This window comes from Desulfonatronum sp. SC1 (assembly GCF_003046795.1).
Classification (GTDB): Bacteria; Desulfobacterota; Desulfovibrionia; order Desulfovibrionales; family Desulfonatronaceae; genus Desulfonatronum.
In genome coordinates this window covers 20949-38937 of the sequence record NZ_PZKN01000002.1, presented here as the reverse complement: position 1 = coordinate 38937, position 17989 = coordinate 20949, and the positions used below count along the sequence as shown (strand labels likewise).

14 protein-coding genes are annotated in these 17989 nt (G+C 57.9%); 6 read left to right on the top strand and 8 right to left on the bottom strand.

What is annotated here, in order from left to right; translation table 11 throughout:
- Nucleotides 1–17 precede the first annotated feature (17 nt).
- A complete protein-coding gene (locus C6366_RS01520; RefSeq protein ID WP_107735591.1) occupies nucleotides 18–1388 on the bottom strand; it encodes a phosphomannomutase/phosphoglucomutase in 1371 nt (456 codons plus the stop codon).
- Nucleotides 1389–1567: 179 nt separating this feature from the next.
- On the opposite strand from C6366_RS01520, the gene hflK reads away from it, so the two are divergent.
- From hflK to C6366_RS01500, 4 genes are all read left to right on the top strand, one after another.
- On the top strand, nucleotides 1568–2674 hold the full coding sequence (gene hflK, locus C6366_RS01515; protein WP_107735590.1) for an FtsH protease activity modulator HflK: 1107 nt from the start codon (nucleotides 1568–1570) through the stop codon (nucleotides 2672–2674).
- A complete protein-coding gene (gene hflC, locus C6366_RS01510) occupies nucleotides 2671–3534 on the top strand; it encodes a protease modulator HflC (RefSeq protein WP_107735589.1) in 864 nt (287 codons plus the stop codon). The genes hflK and hflC overlap by 4 nt, the downstream gene beginning before the upstream one ends.
- Nucleotides 3535–3816: 282 nt before the next feature.
- Nucleotides 3817–4965 (top strand): AAA family ATPase, encoded by a 1149-nt coding sequence (locus C6366_RS01505; protein ID WP_158269592.1) that lies wholly within the window; start codon nucleotides 3817–3819, stop codon nucleotides 4963–4965.
- A 189-nt stretch (nucleotides 4966–5154) separates the two neighbouring features.
- Nucleotides 5155–6360, top strand: a complete 1206-nt coding sequence (locus C6366_RS01500) for a 6-phosphofructo-2-kinase/fructose-2,6-bisphosphatase (protein WP_107735587.1) — start codon at nucleotides 5155–5157, stop codon at nucleotides 6358–6360.
- A 217-nt stretch (nucleotides 6361–6577) separates the two neighbouring features.
- On the opposite strand, the gene C6366_RS01495 is transcribed toward C6366_RS01500, so the two are convergent.
- From C6366_RS01495 to C6366_RS01480, 4 genes are all read right to left on the bottom strand, one after another.
- On the bottom strand, nucleotides 6578–8059 hold the full coding sequence (locus tag C6366_RS01495; protein ID WP_107735586.1) for a fused MFS/spermidine synthase: 1482 nt from the start codon (nucleotides 8057–8059) through the stop codon (nucleotides 6578–6580).
- A gap of 25 nt (nucleotides 8060–8084) precedes the next feature.
- Nucleotides 8085–9746, bottom strand: coding sequence for an FmdE family protein (locus C6366_RS01490; protein WP_233248357.1), 1662 nt, complete (start codon nucleotides 9744–9746; stop codon nucleotides 8085–8087).
- Nucleotides 9743–10213, bottom strand: coding sequence for a winged helix-turn-helix domain-containing protein (locus C6366_RS01485; RefSeq protein ID WP_107735585.1), 471 nt, complete (start codon nucleotides 10211–10213; stop codon nucleotides 9743–9745). Before C6366_RS01485 ends, C6366_RS01490 begins: the two co-directional genes overlap by 4 nt.
- 83 nt (nucleotides 10214–10296) lie before the next feature.
- On the bottom strand, nucleotides 10297–10842 hold the full coding sequence (locus C6366_RS01480; protein WP_199221392.1) for a hypothetical protein: 546 nt from the start codon (nucleotides 10840–10842) through the stop codon (nucleotides 10297–10299).
- A 371-nt stretch (nucleotides 10843–11213) separates the two neighbouring features.
- Between C6366_RS01480 and C6366_RS01475 the strand changes: the two genes are divergently transcribed.
- Complete coding sequence (locus tag C6366_RS01475) at nucleotides 11214–11603, top strand: response regulator (RefSeq protein ID WP_107735583.1); 390 nt, start codon at nucleotides 11214–11216, stop codon at nucleotides 11601–11603.
- A gap of 86 nt (nucleotides 11604–11689) precedes the next feature.
- On the top strand, nucleotides 11690–12085 hold the full coding sequence (locus C6366_RS01470) for a response regulator (protein WP_107735582.1): 396 nt from the start codon (nucleotides 11690–11692) through the stop codon (nucleotides 12083–12085).
- A 52-nt stretch (nucleotides 12086–12137) separates the two neighbouring features.
- Here the strand turns inward: C6366_RS01470 and C6366_RS01465 are convergent, their stop codons facing one another.
- Genes C6366_RS01465 through C6366_RS01455 form a run of 3 tightly spaced genes read right to left on the bottom strand, consistent with a single transcriptional unit; the run spans nucleotide 12138 to nucleotide 17973 of the window.
- A complete protein-coding gene (locus tag C6366_RS01465; RefSeq protein ID WP_158269591.1) occupies nucleotides 12138–13106 on the bottom strand; it encodes a response regulator in 969 nt (322 codons plus the stop codon).
- Nucleotides 13107–13111: 5 nt separating this feature from the next.
- Nucleotides 13112–16681 (bottom strand): response regulator, encoded by a 3570-nt coding sequence (locus tag C6366_RS01460; RefSeq protein ID WP_107735580.1) that lies wholly within the window; start codon nucleotides 16679–16681, stop codon nucleotides 13112–13114.
- Entirely contained in the window at nucleotides 16678–17973 is a 1296-nt protein-coding gene (locus tag C6366_RS01455; RefSeq protein WP_107735726.1) for an ABC transporter substrate-binding protein, read from the bottom strand. Before C6366_RS01455 ends, C6366_RS01460 begins: the two co-directional genes overlap by 4 nt.
- Between the last annotated feature and the right edge of the window lie 16 nt (nucleotides 17974–17989).

Genomic DNA, 17989 nt, shown 5'->3' with positions numbered 1-17989 from the left:
CATCGGTCCGTATTGCCTCACCCTCTTGCCAATTCGCCAATCCACAGCCCCAAAGGCTCTTCCACCAATGCGCGAACCTCCTTCAGCCGAGCCTCGGACTCTGCTTCGAAGCGTAAAACCAAGATGGGTTGAGTGTTGGAAGCGCGCAACAGCCCCCAGCCATCGGGAAAGACAATGCGGACGCCGTCCACGTCAACCACGTTAAAACGTTCTCGGAAAAAAGCCTGCGCCCGCTCCACGATTTGAAACTTGATTTCCTCGGGGCAGTCCATGCGGATTTCCGGAGTGGAAAAGATGGGCGGCCACTCATCGAGGTAGGTGCTCAGCGGTTTGGCCGGATTTTTGCCAATGATCTCCACCAGGCGCAGCGCGGCGTAGAGCGCGTCGTCGAACCCGTAATACCGGTCCGCGAAAAACATATGTCCACTCATTTCCCCGGCCAAAACCGCCCCGGTCTCCTGCATTCTGGCCTTGATCAGTGAGTGGCCGGTCTGGCCCATGATCGGCTTTCCGCCATGCTCGGCAATGTCCTGAAACATCAAATGCGAGCACTTCACCTCGCCGATCACCGTAGCGCCGGGCCGGTCCTGGAGCACTTGGCGGGAAAAGATGGCCAGAAGCCGATCCCCGTAGATCATCGTCCCCTTTTCGTCCAAAGCGCCGATACGGTCCGCGTCGCCGTCAAGCCCGATGCCCACTTGGGCCTTGACCTCCAGAACCTTGGCCCTGAGATCCGCGTTGTTCTCGTCTCGGGTCGGGTCCGGGTGATGGTTCGGGAAGTTCCCGTCCGGATCGCAGTAAAGCTCCACCACCTCGGCGCCAACCCGGCGCAGCAGTTCGGCGCAAATCGCCCCTCCAGCCCCGTTGCCTCCGTCCACGACGACCCGGACGGGAGCAGGGAGTCGGACCTGGGCTGAAAGTTCCTCCAGATACGCCGGAACCACATCGTGTTGGGAGGCGATCCCCTGCCCGATGTTGAATTCGCCGCTGGCCATGATCTCATAGACCTCCCGAACATCAGCGGAATGAATCGTCCCGGCACCGGACCAGACCTTGAAACCGTTAAATTCCGGTGGATTATGACTGGCTGTAATCATCACCCCAGCTTGGCGGTTGAACTTCTTTACCGCATAGTAGAACAGAGGGGTGGGAACCATGTTGATATACAGCACGTCCACGCCCGTGGAAAGGAGTCCCTTGATCATCGCGGCTTGATAACCTGGAGAGCTATGTCGGCAATCGTGCCCGACAACGGCCTGACGTTGGCCTCGTTTGAGAAAAAATGTCCCACACGCCTTACCCAGTACCTCAACCCACGCTTCGTCAAAATCACGATCCACAACTCCACGAATGTCATAGGCCCGGAATATTTCCCGCTTGATCAGCATCGTCATGCTCCTCGGAAAGGTTCATTGCAGTTAACGGTTCAGAGTAAGACGTCGGAGGAAGACCCTTTAAGCGGATTTCCACTTCAAGCCAAGTCCAGGTAGTCTGCGCATCGGGCCGAGTGATGTTCTGAACTCGACTTGTCTTGACCTCGAATCAGGGTTGCTTTAGGTTGACTTTCATGAACTGGGACTGGGACAAACTCCAAGATAAGCGGAAAAGGCACGGCCCCCCCGGGGCTCCAGATCTCGCGCAACTCAACGAGCAGTTGAACAAGCTGAAAAACATCAAGCTGCCTGGCGGCGGCAAGATCGTAGTTTTAGTACTTTTTCTGCTGTGGCTTGCTTCGGGGATCTACATCGTCAATCCCGACGAATTGGGTGTCGTCCAACGTTTCGGCGCCTATAACCGCATAACCGATCCAGGACCGCACTTCCGTATCCCCTTCCCTTTCGAGTCCGTTCAGACTCCCAAGGTAACGCAGGTTCGCCGTTTTGAAATCGGCTACCGGACCATTGAGCAAACAACGGTCGCGGGCGCTCAGCCCCAGTACCGGGTCGTCCCGGAAGAGTCACACATGCTCACCGGTGATGAAAACATTGTGGACGTTCAATTTATCGTTCAGTACCAGCTCAACGATCCGGTCAAATTCTTATTCAACATCCAGATGCCCGACGCCTCGGTGAAAAGCGCCGTCGAAGCGGCCATGCGCGAGGTCATTGGTTACAACATGCTGGATGCGGCCCTGACAGACGGCAGACCGGCTATTCAGGATGAAACCCGAGCATTGTTGCAAACCATCATGGACCGCTACGAGTCCGGCATTCAAATCCTTGCCGTCCAGTTGCAGGATGTTCAACCGCCGGAGCCGGTCATCGACTCCTTCCGCGACGTGGTCCGCGCCCGAGAGGACGCCGTGCGCATTCAAAATCAAGCCGAGGCCTACCGCAACGACATCGTCCCCCGGGCCCGCGGTGAAGCCGCGGTGATCATCAACCAGGCCGAAGCCCACAAGGATTCCGTAGTTCGACGCGCAGAGGGTGAAGCCCACCGCTTCCTGTCCATGCTCACGGAATACAACCAAGCCCCGGACGTGACCAGGACCAGGCTGTACCTGGAAACCATGGAGGAGGTTTTGAGCAATCCGGAACTGATGAAGACCTTCATCTCGGACAGCGCGTTGAGCCAAGTTTTGCCGTATCTTCCCCTCAGCCACATCACGCCCAAGGCGCAACGCCCCGAGGCTTCGGAAGCCGCGCCATCCTTACGGGGAGGTCGAGCACAATGAAAACTCCTAAGTTGACCCTCCCCGTGGTCCTGGTCGCCCTAGTCATCGGCTTTTTGGTGGTCACGCAGAGTGCCTATACCATTGACGAAAGGGAACGGGGCATCGTTCTCCAGCTCGGAAAACCCATTGGGGACGTCAAGAACCCCGGGTTGCATTTCAAGCTACCTTTCGTCCAGAACGTCCTATTCTTCGACGCCCGCATCCTGGACTACGATTCCCGTCCAGCGGAAATCCTGACCAGGGACAAAAAGAACATGATGGTGGACAATTACACCAAGTGGCGAATCATCGACCCCTTGCGTTTCTACACCACCCTGCGCACCTTGCCCATGGGCCAGGCCCGGCTGGACGACATCGTCTACGCCGAACTTCGTGCCCTGCTTGGCCAGCACACCATGACAGAAGTGATCACCACTAAGCGCTCCCAGATCATGGAAGAGCTGACCACGAAAAGCAACGAACTGGTCCGGGAATTCGGCATCGAGGTCGTCGACGTGCGGATCAAACGCACCGACCTGCCGGCGGAAACCCAGCGGGCCGTCTTCAACCGAATGATCGCCGAACGCGAACGAGAGGCCATGACCTACCGCGCCGAAGGCGAAGAGACCGCGGCCAACATTCGCTCCCTGGCCGACAGGGAACGGGTCATTCTCATCGCCCAGGCCAACCGTTCCTCCCAAGAACTTCGCGGTGAAGGAGATGCCCAGGCCATCAAGCTTTTCGGCGAGGCCCTGAATCAAGCACCCGATTTCTACGAGTACCTGCGCACCCTGGAAGCCTACAAAAAGACCATCGGCGAAAATACCCAGGTCATCCTGACCCCATCCAGCCCGTTTTTGCGCTTGTTGCAGGAGAATTGAAAGCTCGCCACGCACAAAGTACGGGAGCTTGACCCAAAAAAAAGCGGGATGTTGCATCCCGCTTTTTTTTGGGTATTCCGGCAACATATCAACCTACTCTGAACCACCCCGTTGTTATTTATGACAGAGTCGACGCTGGTCACCGTCCGGGCTTGAATGCCCCTCCCAACATCCTCTGCATGTGATTCTCGCAATACAGCCATGAAATGGATCAGCCCGATTTTCCCCACAGATAAAAAGAGGACATCCGCAAATCCCCTTCTCGTCTCGGCTCTGGATGCCGTGCGCGACGGACCGGGGACAAAGCTGAACAAGAGCCCCAAAACCCGGACCATTGCCATTGCCAGCGGCAAGGGCGGAGCCGGAAAGACATCGGTGGCGGTCTGTCTGGCCTGGAGTTTGGCGGAGAGTGGGCGAAACGTCTGTCTGGTGGACGTGGACTTGGGGCTATCCAATGTGGACGTGCTTCTGGGACTGACCCCCCGTTATTCCCTGGAGGACGTGATCATAGGCGAAATTCCCATGGAAAGAGCCCTCACCAGGGTCCGACCAGGGTTGGACGTGATTTCCGGAGGTTCCGGAGCCGCGGCCCTGGCCGATCTCGAACCAGCCCGCCGGGCCATGTTTCTGTCCAAAATCAAATCCCTCGACCACTATGATTTTTTACTCCTGGACAACGCACCGGGCATCCATCGTCAGGTTGTGGCCTTTTGCCTGGCCGCCAGGGAACAGATCATCGTGATCAACCCGGAACCAACGTCCGTGACCGATGGCTATGCCCTGCTCAAGGTGCTCCGGCAAAACGGCATGCGCCAGGCTCCCTACATTCTGGTGAACAGGGTTCATCAAGGCTTTGACCATGCCATGCTCACCCAGCGCTTCGCGGCGGTCTGCAAGAAGCATTTGCAGACCGTGGTTTTGCCATTGGGCGCTGTGCCGGACGACCCCCTGTTCCGGCAGGCGGCGGCCCAAGCCATGCCCCCGATGGCCTTGTCCCCTCGCTCAGTGGGACTGACGGCAGTGGCCCGAATCGCCTCTCTCTTGACCCGCCGCAAAGCAAGCGACGAGTTGTATTCCAACATCGAAGGTTTTTGGACCGTTTCGCTAAACACGCTGTTTCAGGGTCTGGACCTTCCGGGTCAGGTCCGACCGGAGGCGGTAGACGCAGAGCAGACTTCCATTCAGGATGTGCTGAGCCGCCTGGAGAAAGTACTGACGGAGCTGGAAAACCTTGGAAAAACGGCATCCGAGAAGACTTCTTTTTTGCCCGAAGTCGCGAACCGCCTGGCTTTGTCCGGTAATCGGCTACGGCGCGTGGCTGAATCATGGAAGCTCTGCGCAGAAGAAGGATCGCGGACCGGACATGGTGGAGAAGCAAAAGAAGCCAGTGCGCAGCGCCTGCAACGAATCATCGAGTCCGGCAAGGGCTGAATACGATTGGACAATCTCTGACTCCAACCCCGAACATGCCTGTGACGTTCTTTTTTTGAAAACAATTTCGACTACGACAGCCATGGCGTCGTACGGCCACGACCATCCCCCTGGCTCTTTACCTCCTGACTCAGCGACCACAGTCTTGAAATGGCGGCATGCCTTGCTCCCTGATTATACTCCAACATCATGAAAAAACTCTGCATCGTCATGGTCGGTCTTCCGGCCCGGGGCAAGTCCACTATTGCCTGCCGCCTTCGGGAGAGCCTGGAAGAGGAAAACATCAACGTGGCGATCTTCAACAACGGCGAGATTCGCCGGAGCATGCTCCCCGAAAACACGGCGTCCGCGTCTTTTTTCAGCCCAGAGAATCAGGAGGGGGTCCGGCTGCGGGAGTGGATTGCACGGCTGAATCTGGACACCGCCAGACAATTCCTTGAAGAACAAGGAGATATCGCTATTCTCGACGCCACGAATATCAGTCGGGAACGCCGCTCCAGAATCTGCCGGGCCATGGAACGAATCCCGGTGTTGTTCATTGAATGCGTCAACGACGACGAAGAATTGCTGGCCACCAGCATTGCCCACAAAACAAAAATCTCGGAATTCGGGCACATGACCATGTCCGAGGCGATCAGGAATTTTAGGGATCGTATCCAATTCTACGCTGGCCAGTACGAGCCCCTGGACCGGGAAAGCAACCACGTTGTACTCAACTCCCTACAAAACCGAGTCGTCCAGGAAAAAACTTCCGACAATATTCCTCACTATCCGCGGATTCGGGACATCCTGGTCTCGGACATGATCCAGAACCTCTACCTGATCCGGCACGGTGAAACCTATTACAACCAGGAACGGCGCATTGGCGGAGACTCCCCGCTCACTGAAAAAGGCCTGTGTCAAGCCGAGCTGCTGGGCGGACACTTCCAGACGACCCGGATTCCGTTCATTTTCACCAGCTCCAAGCGCCGGACCATTCAAATGGCTCAGCCGATTATCGGGGCCCAGGGAGAATGCAAACACGTCCCTTTGCCGGAGTTCGACGAAATCAAATCCGGAATCTGCGATTCATTGACATATGACGAAATCCGGGAACGCCATCCGGAAATTCATATCGCTCGCAGCATGGATAAATATCATTACATTTACCCCGACGGAGAAGGTTACATCACCCTACAAACCCGAATCCAACTCGGGATCAAGAAAGCACTGTACCTCAGCGGCAGCGCGGAACACATCGTGATTATCGGCCACCAAGCCGTGAACCGCATGATCCTCTCCTACTTCCTGTATCGTCGCCAAGAAGACGTCCCGTACATCTACATCCCCCAGGACAAGTACTTCCACATCGTCTCCACGCAAACCAAGAAGTTGTTCGAGCTGAAACGATTTTAGGTGCTTTTTGGGTTTCCGAAACCCCTAACTGAGTGTTGAAAAAGTCCTTATCCGACAGTCCGTTCAAAAAACCCAGGTGCAAGGAGCAAAATAAGTTCAAGGTCGAAGCGTATTTATTCATACGTGAGAGTTTGAACTTTTTGCAGTGATGCAGCAATTGGGATTTTTTCAACGGACTGCTGATTGCTTTAGTGTCAACTGACGATATAATACCACATCAGGGTAAATAGCGCTCCACCGGGGCCAGAGCGTCGGTGAGAACGGGAAGATCGCGGGGAATGGGATGCGGCCAGCGATGGTCGAGTTTGGCTGTCAGCTCGGGAGGGCCGTGCCCTGAATGAGCTTCGAGCAGCGGGGTGTTTCCGGCGACCAAGACGATGTTTTGAACCCGTTCGGGGTCCTCGGGGTCGGCCACCAGGAACGTCTCCACCTGGATGAACTCGGCGTCCATGGTCGCCAGCAGAGCCCGCAACATCCGCCCTTCCGGGCCGGATACGGCGGAGATCAAGTTGACAACGACCACCCCGCGGTCGGCCAGGTTGGCGGAAATACGTTCCATGGCCTCGCGGGTGGTCAGTTGAAACGGGACGGAATAATGGGAACTGAAAGCATCCAGGATAATCACGTCGTAGGGCGCGTGGGTCTGGTTCAGAAAGCGGCGGGCGTCCTGATGATGGATGACGACCGGTTGCCCCGGCGTCCCGTCCGGATCAAACCCGAAATAATTCCGGGCCAGTTCGGTGAAGACCGGGTCGATCTCCACCACGTCCAGTTCCAGGTCAGTCCGGGTCCGCATCAGATGTTTGGGAAACGAGTACCCGCCCCCGCCGACCATCAGTACCCGCCGATGATCAGGAGCGTACAGCTCGGCGAGCCGGAAGAAGCGCGTGTACGGTAGGGCCAGCTCCACGGGATCGTCCAGGTACATGGCGGACTGAAGCCAGCCCGGCCCGGTGGACATGATCCGCATTCGGCGACCCGAGCTCTCATCTTCAGCCTCGGCCACGATGATCCGGTTGTAAGCCGTGTCCAGATCAAAGTAGCCCTGGGCCGCCAAGGCCTGTCGATATTGGACATGCAGAAATCCGCCCACGATCAGCACAGCCAAAAAACCGCTTTTCACCACCAGGCCTGAACGCGGAGACAAGGCCATGGCCAGTAAAGACATAACCGCCCCCAGGACCAGCAAAATGGGCAGACTGCCAAAAAAAGACAAGAGAACGAATCCGGCCAGAAACGTTCCCACTATACTGCCGATGGTGGACAGGGCGTACATCCGCCCGACCACGGCCCCGGAATGCTCCAGGGAGGCCAGTTTCATCTTCACGGCATAGGGAGCGATCATCCCCAAAAGGATGCTGGACGGGCCGAACAGGCTCACGGTGGCCAGAAGCACCCCGAGGTGCAGCCCGGGAACATGGCCCTGGATCAATCGCAAAACCGGGGCCTGAAGCACCGCCGTCAATGCGATCATCACCCCGGCCCAGAAGACGATCCAAGCCAGACCGGACCTGGTCGCCCCCTGGTCCGCCAGACGACCGCCCCACCAATAGCCGATGCTCAACGCGGCCAAGACCACACCGATCAGCCCGGTCCAGACCACCAGGGAAGTACCCAGAAACGGGGCCATGATCCGCGAACCGGTCAGCTCCAGGATCATCACCACAGCCCCACAGAGAAAAACGGTCAGTTCCAGCATAACGTTTCGATTCCCAAAGCAAAGGCTATTTCCCGAAAGGGCACTTGGGAAAGGAACACGTCCGGCACTGCATGCACAGCGCACCGGCCCCCATCCGAGCCAGTTCGCCCCGGCTGACGCTCCGTGCGGCCAGGAGCCGGGGCAGGAACAGATCCAGGCTGGTGGTCTTGAAAAACAACGCGCAGGCGGGAATACCCAGGACCTGGGCCGAGCCGATGCGCCCGAAAAGGGTCATGGTGCCGGGCAGGATGGGCGCGCCGTAGAGCAGATCTTCGGCTCCCGCTTCCAGCAGGGCCTGGCGGGTCACGTCGTCCGGGTCCACGGACAATCCGGCCGTGGTGATCAGCAGGTCGGCGCCCAAATCCAGCAGTTCCCGAACCGCGTTGACGATGGCCTCTTTGCTGTCCGGGACGATCCGGCTGGCCAAAACCTCGCTCCCCAGGGCCTGCACCTTGGAACCGACAATGGGCACGAATTTGTCCTCCACCAGTCCCTGGAACACTTCCGTGCCCGTGACCAGTATGCCGACTTTGGCCTTGCGCAGCGGCGACACGGAAAACAGCGGCCCCGGCTCCAGGACGCTCATGGCCCGAAAAAATAAATGCCGGGACAGATACAGCGGAATGGCCCTGGTCCCGGCCACAGTCATGCCCTTCTTGACCAGCACAGCGTCGTGCCGGGAGGCGCACATCACCTCCGGAACCAAGTTGAAGGCTTCCAGGCGGTCCCGCTCCACGTTGAGCAGCCCGTCCCGAGCGGCCAGCAAGTCCACTTTGCCTTCCCGGGGCGGCAGACGCAGCGCCACCCCCTCCCCGGCCATGTCACGGGCAAAGGCCTCGGCAGCCTCGTTCTCGTGCACCCAGTCCGCTCCTTCGCCGGATTCCGCCTCGGACTCCTGGACATAGACCCGCATCCGACCCATCTGCTGCAACCGACAGATATCGCCCACGTTGATCTCCTGACCTTTGACGAACACCGCGTCCTTGGTCTTGCCGGGCTCGATCCTGGTCATGTCGTGCAGGACCTTGCGACCCACGGCCTGGTCCACGGACACGGCCCGGAGCGCGGGCGCGACCGGAGCGGCCATGTTCTCCACATAGGGGGCTTCTCCTTGGCAGGCCCGACAGATCCGCCCGTCCAACTGGGGATAGGCTTCCTTGCAAACCGGACAGACCACGATGCCGCCCCGACCTTTACGTTGCATCAGATGGGGAGCCACCTGCACCGTCTCCAGGCTGCACACCTCAGCCCCCGCGGCCTTGATCTCCGCGAAAAGGGCCGTGCTGTCCTGTTCTTTCTTGGGCAGATGCTTCAAGTACCAAGTCCGGATGGCCGGCCAGTCCGCGACCTTTTCAGTATCCAGGTAGATCCGGACGCCGCTACCGGAATATTTGTCGTACAAGGTCAGAGCGTACCGACCCAGGTTGATCACCCGCAGCCAGCCGTTGCCGATGGTGCAGGGAGTGAGCAGTTGCACGGCGTCCGGAAGGCAGTGCGTGGTTTCCGAGATGGCGTCGAAAATTGTACCTTCGGGAAGATGTCGTCGAGCCTCTTCGACCATGAAGCCCCCCAAAACCAGTCCCGGTGCGGCGGAACCGTGAAAATCGCGCACCTGCAGGACGAAATCGTCGAAAGTTCGGGAACCAATGGAGATGCTTTGGCCTTCGGCACGCTTTTCAGTGCTCATTGTAGCTCCTTGTCAACGCAATCGGTTGGAGTTGAAACGGGATCGGACAGAGGGGTCTCGAACGGTGGAGATGCGAATGGGCGGGATTTGGGCGGGTTCAACGAAACGGGGTAGACGCGATACGGAAGAACCGGCCACGGAAAATGCTCCTGGGCCAAGGCCAGGGCGCGACGTTCCACTTCATCATGCCATTTCAAAAAACCGTCGGCCAAATCTTCGCCAAAGTCGGTGAGCACGTACCCCTTGCCTTCCTTGCGCACCAGATCCTTTCCCAGGTACTCCTGGGCCTGACGAATCTTGCCCCAGGCCGCCCGGTAGGAGATCCCCAGGCTTTCAGCGGCCCGGCGCAACGAACCATACTCCCTGATCCTGGCCAAAAGCATGGCCCGTCCCAGGCCGATCAGCGCCCCCCGGTCGTTTTCCAGCCAGAGGTGCAGGCGTATGGATGGGGATATGTTCTTTTTCATGGACAATCTGATATGTTAAAACAAACATAATTACAAGCAGTGGCTTACCTGTGCCCCACAGCCGCCATGTCGCGATAGCTACCCTAATTTTTTCGCATGGTGAAGCTGACCGCGTAGCGTTTTGACTTGCCGAACAAAAGGGCTATCCGGCCGCTCTCGTTTCCATCAAGTTGTAGTCCCAGGTCTTTGGGACGAAAAATAGCCTGGGCCTTGATCAACTTTCGCAAGGACGTCTCCACGCTTCCTTCGCGACGATGGATGTACAACCGCAGGTCAGGACGGACATCGCCTTCTATGGTTCCAGTCTTTTCTCGAATCGAAAAATTGGCCCTAGGACCGAATACTCCTGAAACTTCAAATTTGAACAGTCGTTCCAGAACTCGCATCATGCCAGCCTGAGGATTCTCGTCCACATAAAGATTCCAAAGAAAACGCCCAATTCCGTAAGTATCGCTCCACCAGACGCCCTCACGGTTAAGGACGTGAATCCCGGACGGGACGAGGTGGTGCGCTCCCAGGCCGATATCCTCGGTCAGAATATCGAAGCTGACTTGGCGACAACCAAGATGTCGCTGTTTATCATGAACCAGCAGAGCCGAGTTCCTAGGTGTCAACAGCTTGAGGGCCATCCGGTCCCGAGGCTGCAAGGGCATGCCCCGGGTTCGCTCCACAGTGGCGATGATGTCCAAGGCGCAAGATGTTATCAGCCGCTGGTCGCGGACGATCAGAGGCGAATGCGATTCGTTGCGGTCATCATGAGAAGCGTTCATAGTACGAAAGGAACGGTCAGTCAGTTGTCAATAAAGAGATCGCTTGGCCGATTTCTCGTTTCCCGGGTTTGCTTTTTCCAACGATTGGCTTTAAGTTGGAATTTATTCTGTTTTTTTTTGCATATTCCATGCATCCGCCGACAAATAACAGTCTACACCAAATAAATAGCCTACCTCCGTCTGGTGAACAAGTCTTGGACGAGGCGTGAGCAAAATCAAGGTAGCACGTCATGCCCGCACGAATTCTCGTTGTTGAGGACGACCAACTCAACAGATTCGCGCTCAAAAAACTTCTGGAAAAAAAAGGATATACCGTTCATGAGGCCGAGGACGGACGTCAGGCTCTGGAATTGTTGGAGCGGGAAACCGTGGACTGCATCCTGATGGACATTCAGTTGCCCGTCATGAACGGAGTGGAAGCCACCGAGATCATCCGGGCTCACGACGGCTCCCGCTACAATCCCAAGATGCCCATTATCGCCCTGACCGCCTACGCCATGCACGGGGACAGGGAAAAATTCCTGGACTACGGCATGAACGACTATCTCTCCAAACCCACGACCATCCAGGATGTCGAGCAGGTTTTGCGCAAACACCTGCCAAGGTTGGATGGCGGCTGAACAACCGTTGTTCACGGGATTCGCGAAGACAATCACGATCCGTAACCCGGCATTTCATCTTCCCAAGCATTATGGGGCAAGGACGTATGAAAGTTTTGATCGTCGATGACGACTTGGCGAATCGCGTGGTGTTGCAGTCGTTCCTACGCGACAAGGCATCCCGGATCAACATGGCCGCCAACGGCGAGGAAGCCGTTCAGGCGTTCGTCATGGCTCTGGACGAACAGGCCCCTTACACCTTGATCCTCATGGACATCATAATGCCGGTCATGGACGGCCATGGGGCATTGGAGACCATCCGCGAGGCGGAAAAAGACCGTGGCGTTTCCCCTGGAAGCGAGGTCAAGGTGATCATGGTTTCCTGCCTTGAGGACCAGAAAAACGTCTGCCAAGCTTTTTTTCACGGCATGGCCACCTGCTATCTGACCAAGCCGTTGAGCAAGGAAGGCCTGGAAACGGCCCTGTCCGGAATTTCGCTCTGATGGTTCAGGGTGATTCTGGTCGCCTTGAAATCAAATCGTGGCACCGCTCCTTTCATGCACCGCCGGGGCCGCCTCGGCGGTTGGAGAAAAAGGAACTTCCCGGGATCTCCTTGGCGACTTTCTTAACCTCCGCGCATACGGCGGAGACCTCCAGGTGGTGACTGAAGGCGTTTTTTTCCAGCTCCACCACTCCCAGGCTGATGGTCATCAGCGGAAAGAATCGGAGCTTTCCCGCACGATCCGTCACCCGAATCACGCACTTTTCCAGATCTTCTTCCTTGTAAAACAAGCGGATACCTTCGTCAAAACCCTGGATCAGCCGATCCACCGCGTCCTGGGTACAGTCCTTCGGCGTGATAAACACGAAGTCGTCGCCTCCCACGTGGCCCACCATCCGCCCCTTGCCACAGGCCGTCTCCACGGCGGCGACGATCTGGCTCGCCGTGAAGCGCAGAACCTGATCCCCGGCGGCAAACCCGTATTTATCGTTGAACGCCTTGAAGTTGTCGATGTCCACGTACACCACGCTCAGGGACCGCTCGTCTTTCAAGGCCTCGGAGATGGCCCTGATGATGGAGTTGTTGCCGGGCAACTGCGTCAATGGGTTGGCATCCAGGGCCAGTTGACGCAGCCGCTCCAGTTCCAGCAGCACGTCGTGCAGCCGGATGTGGGTCTGCACCCGGACCAGGATCTCCGCCTCGTTGAATGGTTTGGGGATGTAGTCCACCGCTCCGGCGGCAAAGCCGCGCACGATGTCGTCAGAGGAATTCTTGGCCGTGATGAAAACGATGGGCGTGGCCGTGAAGCGGCTCTTGGCCTTGATCCTACGGCACAGAGCCAGCCCATCCATGCCGGGCATCATGATGTCCAGCAGAAAAATGTCCGGCGTCTCATCTTCGATGATCTCCAGGACTTCCTCTCCGTTTTCCGCCACCAGGACTTCGTAACCGGACTTGGCCAGAATATCGTGCAGCAATTGCAGATTGCTGGGAGAATCATCGGCTATCAAAACCGTCTTCATGGACTTCATTGCTCCTCGATTCGACTCAGCTTCGCGTAGGCGTCGCGCAAGGCGAATATAGCCATATCCTCGGCGTGACCTTGCAGGGAGCGAGGCCAGACAGCGGCCTCCGACAATCCCTTGGCTTCGAGCATTGTCGCCAATTCCTTGCCAAGAGCCGCAATACGCCGAACGTTTCTGGACTTCAAGGCCTTGCGAAGCTCCTTCCAGTGCGTTGCCGCGCCGGGGTCGTCCTGGACGCCTTGGATAAAAGCTCGGACAAGCCGTTCCTGGTCAACGCCTTCATCCGCATCCCCGGAAGTACCGCCAGAAACACCACCGGGAGCACCTTCGTGGACACCTGGCGTACGCACAGCGATAAAGGCCTCCACTCGGGCCTGGATCCCGATGATCAGCGGTTTGGCCAGGGTCCAATCCTCCTGCTCCAGGGCTGTTTCCAGGTCTTCGGCCGCCCCCCGGATATCCTCCAGACACAGATTGGCCGCGCTGCCCTTCAAGGTGTGCGCGCACATCCGAGCATTTTCCGCATCCAGATTCCGCTCCGCCACCAGAAGCTGCTCCAGGATGACCGGGGTATGCCTGAGAAAGAGCGCCATGGCCCGGTCAAGGATATCGGCATGTGCATTGCTTTGGTCGTTGCCCATGCCGAGCACTGGCTCAAGGACGGCCGAACGGGAAACCTTCGGCAGAAATTTCTCAAGAATCCGAATCAGGTCGCCCGTCTTCACCGGCTTGGAAAGATAATCGTCCATCCCCACGGCCAGACACTTCTCCCGGTCCTTTTCCATGGCGTGAGCGGTCATGGCCACGATGGGCGTGCGCCAGCCTCCGGATTCGCTTTCGCGAATACGCCTGGTAGCCTCGAATCCGTCCATGACCGGCATCTGGCAATCCATGAACACCAGATCGTACCTCTTGGTCCTGAAGGCCGCAACGGCCTCGCTTCCGTTGCCGACCACCTCCACGGATGCCCCGATCTCCCGGAGCAATCCCTTGGCGACCTCCTGGTTAACCGGATTGTCTTCCACCAATAGGACTTTGCCCGCCAGGGACCGTCTCCCCGCCTCCCGAGCCTCTTGAGCCGCTCGCGCCTCGGCGATGCGGTGTCGAGTGATCAGCCCGCCTGGGTCACGGCCTTTCCGGCTGGCCAGCAGGATCAGCGTATCGTACAGATGCGATTGTAGCACCGGCTTGATCAGGTACGCGGCAAAGCCCACCCGCTCCATCCGCTTGGCATCGCCCCGTTGCCCCATGGAGCTCAGAAGAACGAGTTTCGTGGATTCCAGCTCCGGATCGACCTTGATCCGCCGGGCCAGTTCCTCCCCGTCCATGCCCGGCATATGAAAATCCAGGATTGCGATATGATAGGGCGCACCCTGGGCGACCCCTTTGCGCAACAGATCCAGGGCACGGGCTCCGGAGTCGGCCAGGCCGGCTTGAATCCTCCAGCCCTGAAGCAGCTCTGCCAGAATTTCCAGGTTGACCGGGTTGTCGTCCGCCACCAGCACGCGCAGTGATTCCATGTCCACGGCCTGGGGAATGTCCACCTCGACCTGCTCGGCCTGATGCAGCTCAAGAACCACCGTAAAAGTCGAGCCCTGTCCGAGCCGACTTTGAACTTGAATTTTGCCGCCCATCAGCTCCACGATCTGACGTGAGATGGACAATCCCAACCCGGTGCCGCCATAGACCCGGGTGGTGGACTGATCCGCCTGGGTAAACGACTCGAAGACCCGTTCGATCATTTCCTGGGAAATCCCGATGCCGGTATCCTCCACCGCGATCCGCAGCTCATGGCGGCCCTGGCCCAGGTCCAGGCAGTCCACGCCCAGATAAACATGCCCCTTTTCGGTGAACTTGATGGCATTGCCCACCATGTTGGTCAGTACCTGACGAATCCGCCCCGGGTCGCCAACGTAGCTGTCCGGACACGACGGGGGATAGCGAACAATCAATTCAAGTCCTTTTTCCTCGGCTCGAGCCGCCAAAAGATGAGCCATTTCCTCGACAATGATCCTCAAGTTGAACGGGATGGATTCAATGCTCAACTTGCCGGCCTCCAGTTTGGAGAAGTCCAGAATGTCGTTGATGATCCCCAGCAATGCCTCAGCGGACCGCCTGATGGTCGTGGTGTAGTGCTGCTGCTGCTTGGTCTGCTCGGTGCGGGCCAAAAGTTCGGTCATACCCACCACCCCGTTCATCGGGGTACGGATCTCGTGGCTCATGTTGGCCACGAACTCACTCTTGGCCCGATTGGCGGCCTCCGCTGCCTCCTTGGCCTGGCGCAGTTCCTCCTCGGCCTTCAGACGCTCCACCACTTCTTCTTGGAGCTGATTCACCGCGGCATGCAGCTCGCTGGTCCGTTCCTTGACCCGACGGTCCAGAACCATATGGGAATGCTTCAAGGCGCGTTGAGCACGTCTAACCGCGGTGACGTTGCGTACCAGTAGGATCACGAACGATTCATTGCCCAGACGCAGGAGCGTGGCCACGATTTCGATGTCCAGCTTCTTGCCGCCCTTGTTCTGCACCAGAACCTGATACAGTCGTTTGCCCTCAGGCCCCGCCGCGATATCCGGGAAGTCCTCGGACCGGTCCGCCAACTGCCGCATGTCCTCGAAAACCTGCTCCGCCACGTCGTCTCCGAACAGATCCCCCATGCTTTTCGCGGCGAATTCCTGCTCCGAGTAGTCCAGCATGATCCGGGCCGAGGGATTGAATTGCAGCAAATTGCCCTGCTTGTCACAGACAACCATGCCGTTGGCCATGGTCATGTAGATGGAGTTGAAAAAAATCAGATTATCTTGCAGCTCCCGCGTGGCGCTCTGAATCCGTCCCCGCAGACCGCTGATCATCTCGTCCAGTTGCCGGGCCATCCGTTGCATGGTTACGGCCAAGTCGCCAATCTCGTCGTTGGAACTGACATTGAGAGGAGCGTCGAATTCATGATCCGTCACGCGCCTGGCGTAGTCCGTAAGCCGGGTCAACGGCCTGGAGATGCGGTTCATCAGGACGAAGGCCACTCCGATACCCACCACGAAGAAAAGGATGAACATCGTGTGCTGGAACAAAATCTCCCGCCAAATAAAGGTATTGATACTGTCCAGGTCCATGCCCACATGCACGGTCCCGGCCAGTCCGCCAAGGATGGGGTGCGAAATGTCCAACACCATGCCCAGAGCCGGAACCCTGATTTTTTGTACATCGATATCGTGCCGCGGCAAGTGTTCTTCGGAGGAGGCCGGCTGGAGGCGCAACAACTCCTCGGGCACTCTGGGCGTCAAGGTATGGGAGATCACTTCGCCAGCGCGGTCCTGCACGAAGACGTAGGCCACGTTCTTGATTTCCAAAAACTGATCGATCACCGCCTGCACCGTAGCCGCATCCCGACTCAAGAGCAGCTCCGTGCTGGAGTTGGCGATGCTCCGGGCGATGGCCACGGCTTTGCTTTCGTTTTCCAGCATCAACTGTCGGTGCAGCGTCCATCCGGAATACAGGGAAGATACCGTGGCCATGCCCCCGAATATCAAGATCATGGCCAGCAGTGCTTTTCGAAACAGCTTGGAGGACTTCATGGCCTGCCCTCCCGTGTCTCCATGTTCCACCGATCCCAATCATGCAAGGGGCCGAAGCGTCCATCCCGGACAGTGGTAAAAAAAACCGTGTCCATCCCCTGACGCTTGTCGGCCCCCCAAAAAGTGGGATCACCGATGCCCAGGTGGATCAGTAACGGATCAGTCGTCAACGCGCCGCTTCCCTGACCGACCAGAACCTCCAAGGAGTTGTAACGGAGCAGTTCCGTGAACACCTTGGCGTTGAGCATGCCCTCGAAGCTGGCGAAGCTATACGCCAAGGGCGAATACGCATCCGGGGTGCGTTGAGCGGGCAGCCCACAGGAGCATTGGTCCATGATCCACCGGTACTCCATCACACCCCACCGTGAATAGTCCTCGTAACTGGGCACAACCTGGGAATTGACCAGGTGATGGGTATAGTTTTGCCCCGTAATCCGCTCCTGTTCCAGCAACAGTTCCAGCATACTTTCGCTGGCTACGAAGGAGACGTTGGCCACGGGCACGTCCCAGCCCCGGTCGCGGGCGTCGCGGATGAAGGCGGCGGCCGCGGCATAAGAAGCGATGCTGATGACCACCTCCGGATTCGCGTCGCGCAAAATCTCCACCTGCTGGGTCATGCTTTGCCGATACTCAAATCCCCGGGCATAGGTGGCCTCTTCGACAATAGCCAAGGAACGGCTTCGCAGGGAGTTGCGCAACCCCTCCCAGCCGCTGCGCCCGTAGGAATCAGCTTGATAAAGGATCGCGAACCGGGTTTTGCCCAGCTTGACGAATTCCCTGACAAGGGCCTCCACTTCCTGAGCGTAGGAAGCCCGGAGGTTGAAGACGAACCCATCATAGGGCGGCTGACGTTGGGGTTCGGCCCCGGTCACCGGAAAGAAAAGGGAGAGCTTGCGATCCTCGTAAACCTTAAGCAACGGAAGAACGCGGGTCACGGTGGGCGTGCCCACGAAGCTGAACAATGCGTCCACCCGATCTTGCTCCAGCAGCCGGATAGTGTTTTCCAAGGCCAAATCCGGATCATAGACATCGTCGTAAGCCAGGAAAGCGACGGGCCGACCGTTGACCCCTCCCCGGCGGTTGACATGTTCGAAATACGCCATGGCCCCGCGGTACACCTCGATGCCCAAGGCACGGATCGGCCCGCTGAACGCCCCGGACATGCCCACCCGGATCGGCTCCGGCCGATCATCGGAGGCCGAGGCCGGAATCCCGAAAAACAGAATCAGAAATAGCGCCAAATAGAGCCACCCAGCCTTTCGGCTTTGCTTGAAAAAACAGCTCGCCTTCATGCGCATCCTCACCGAC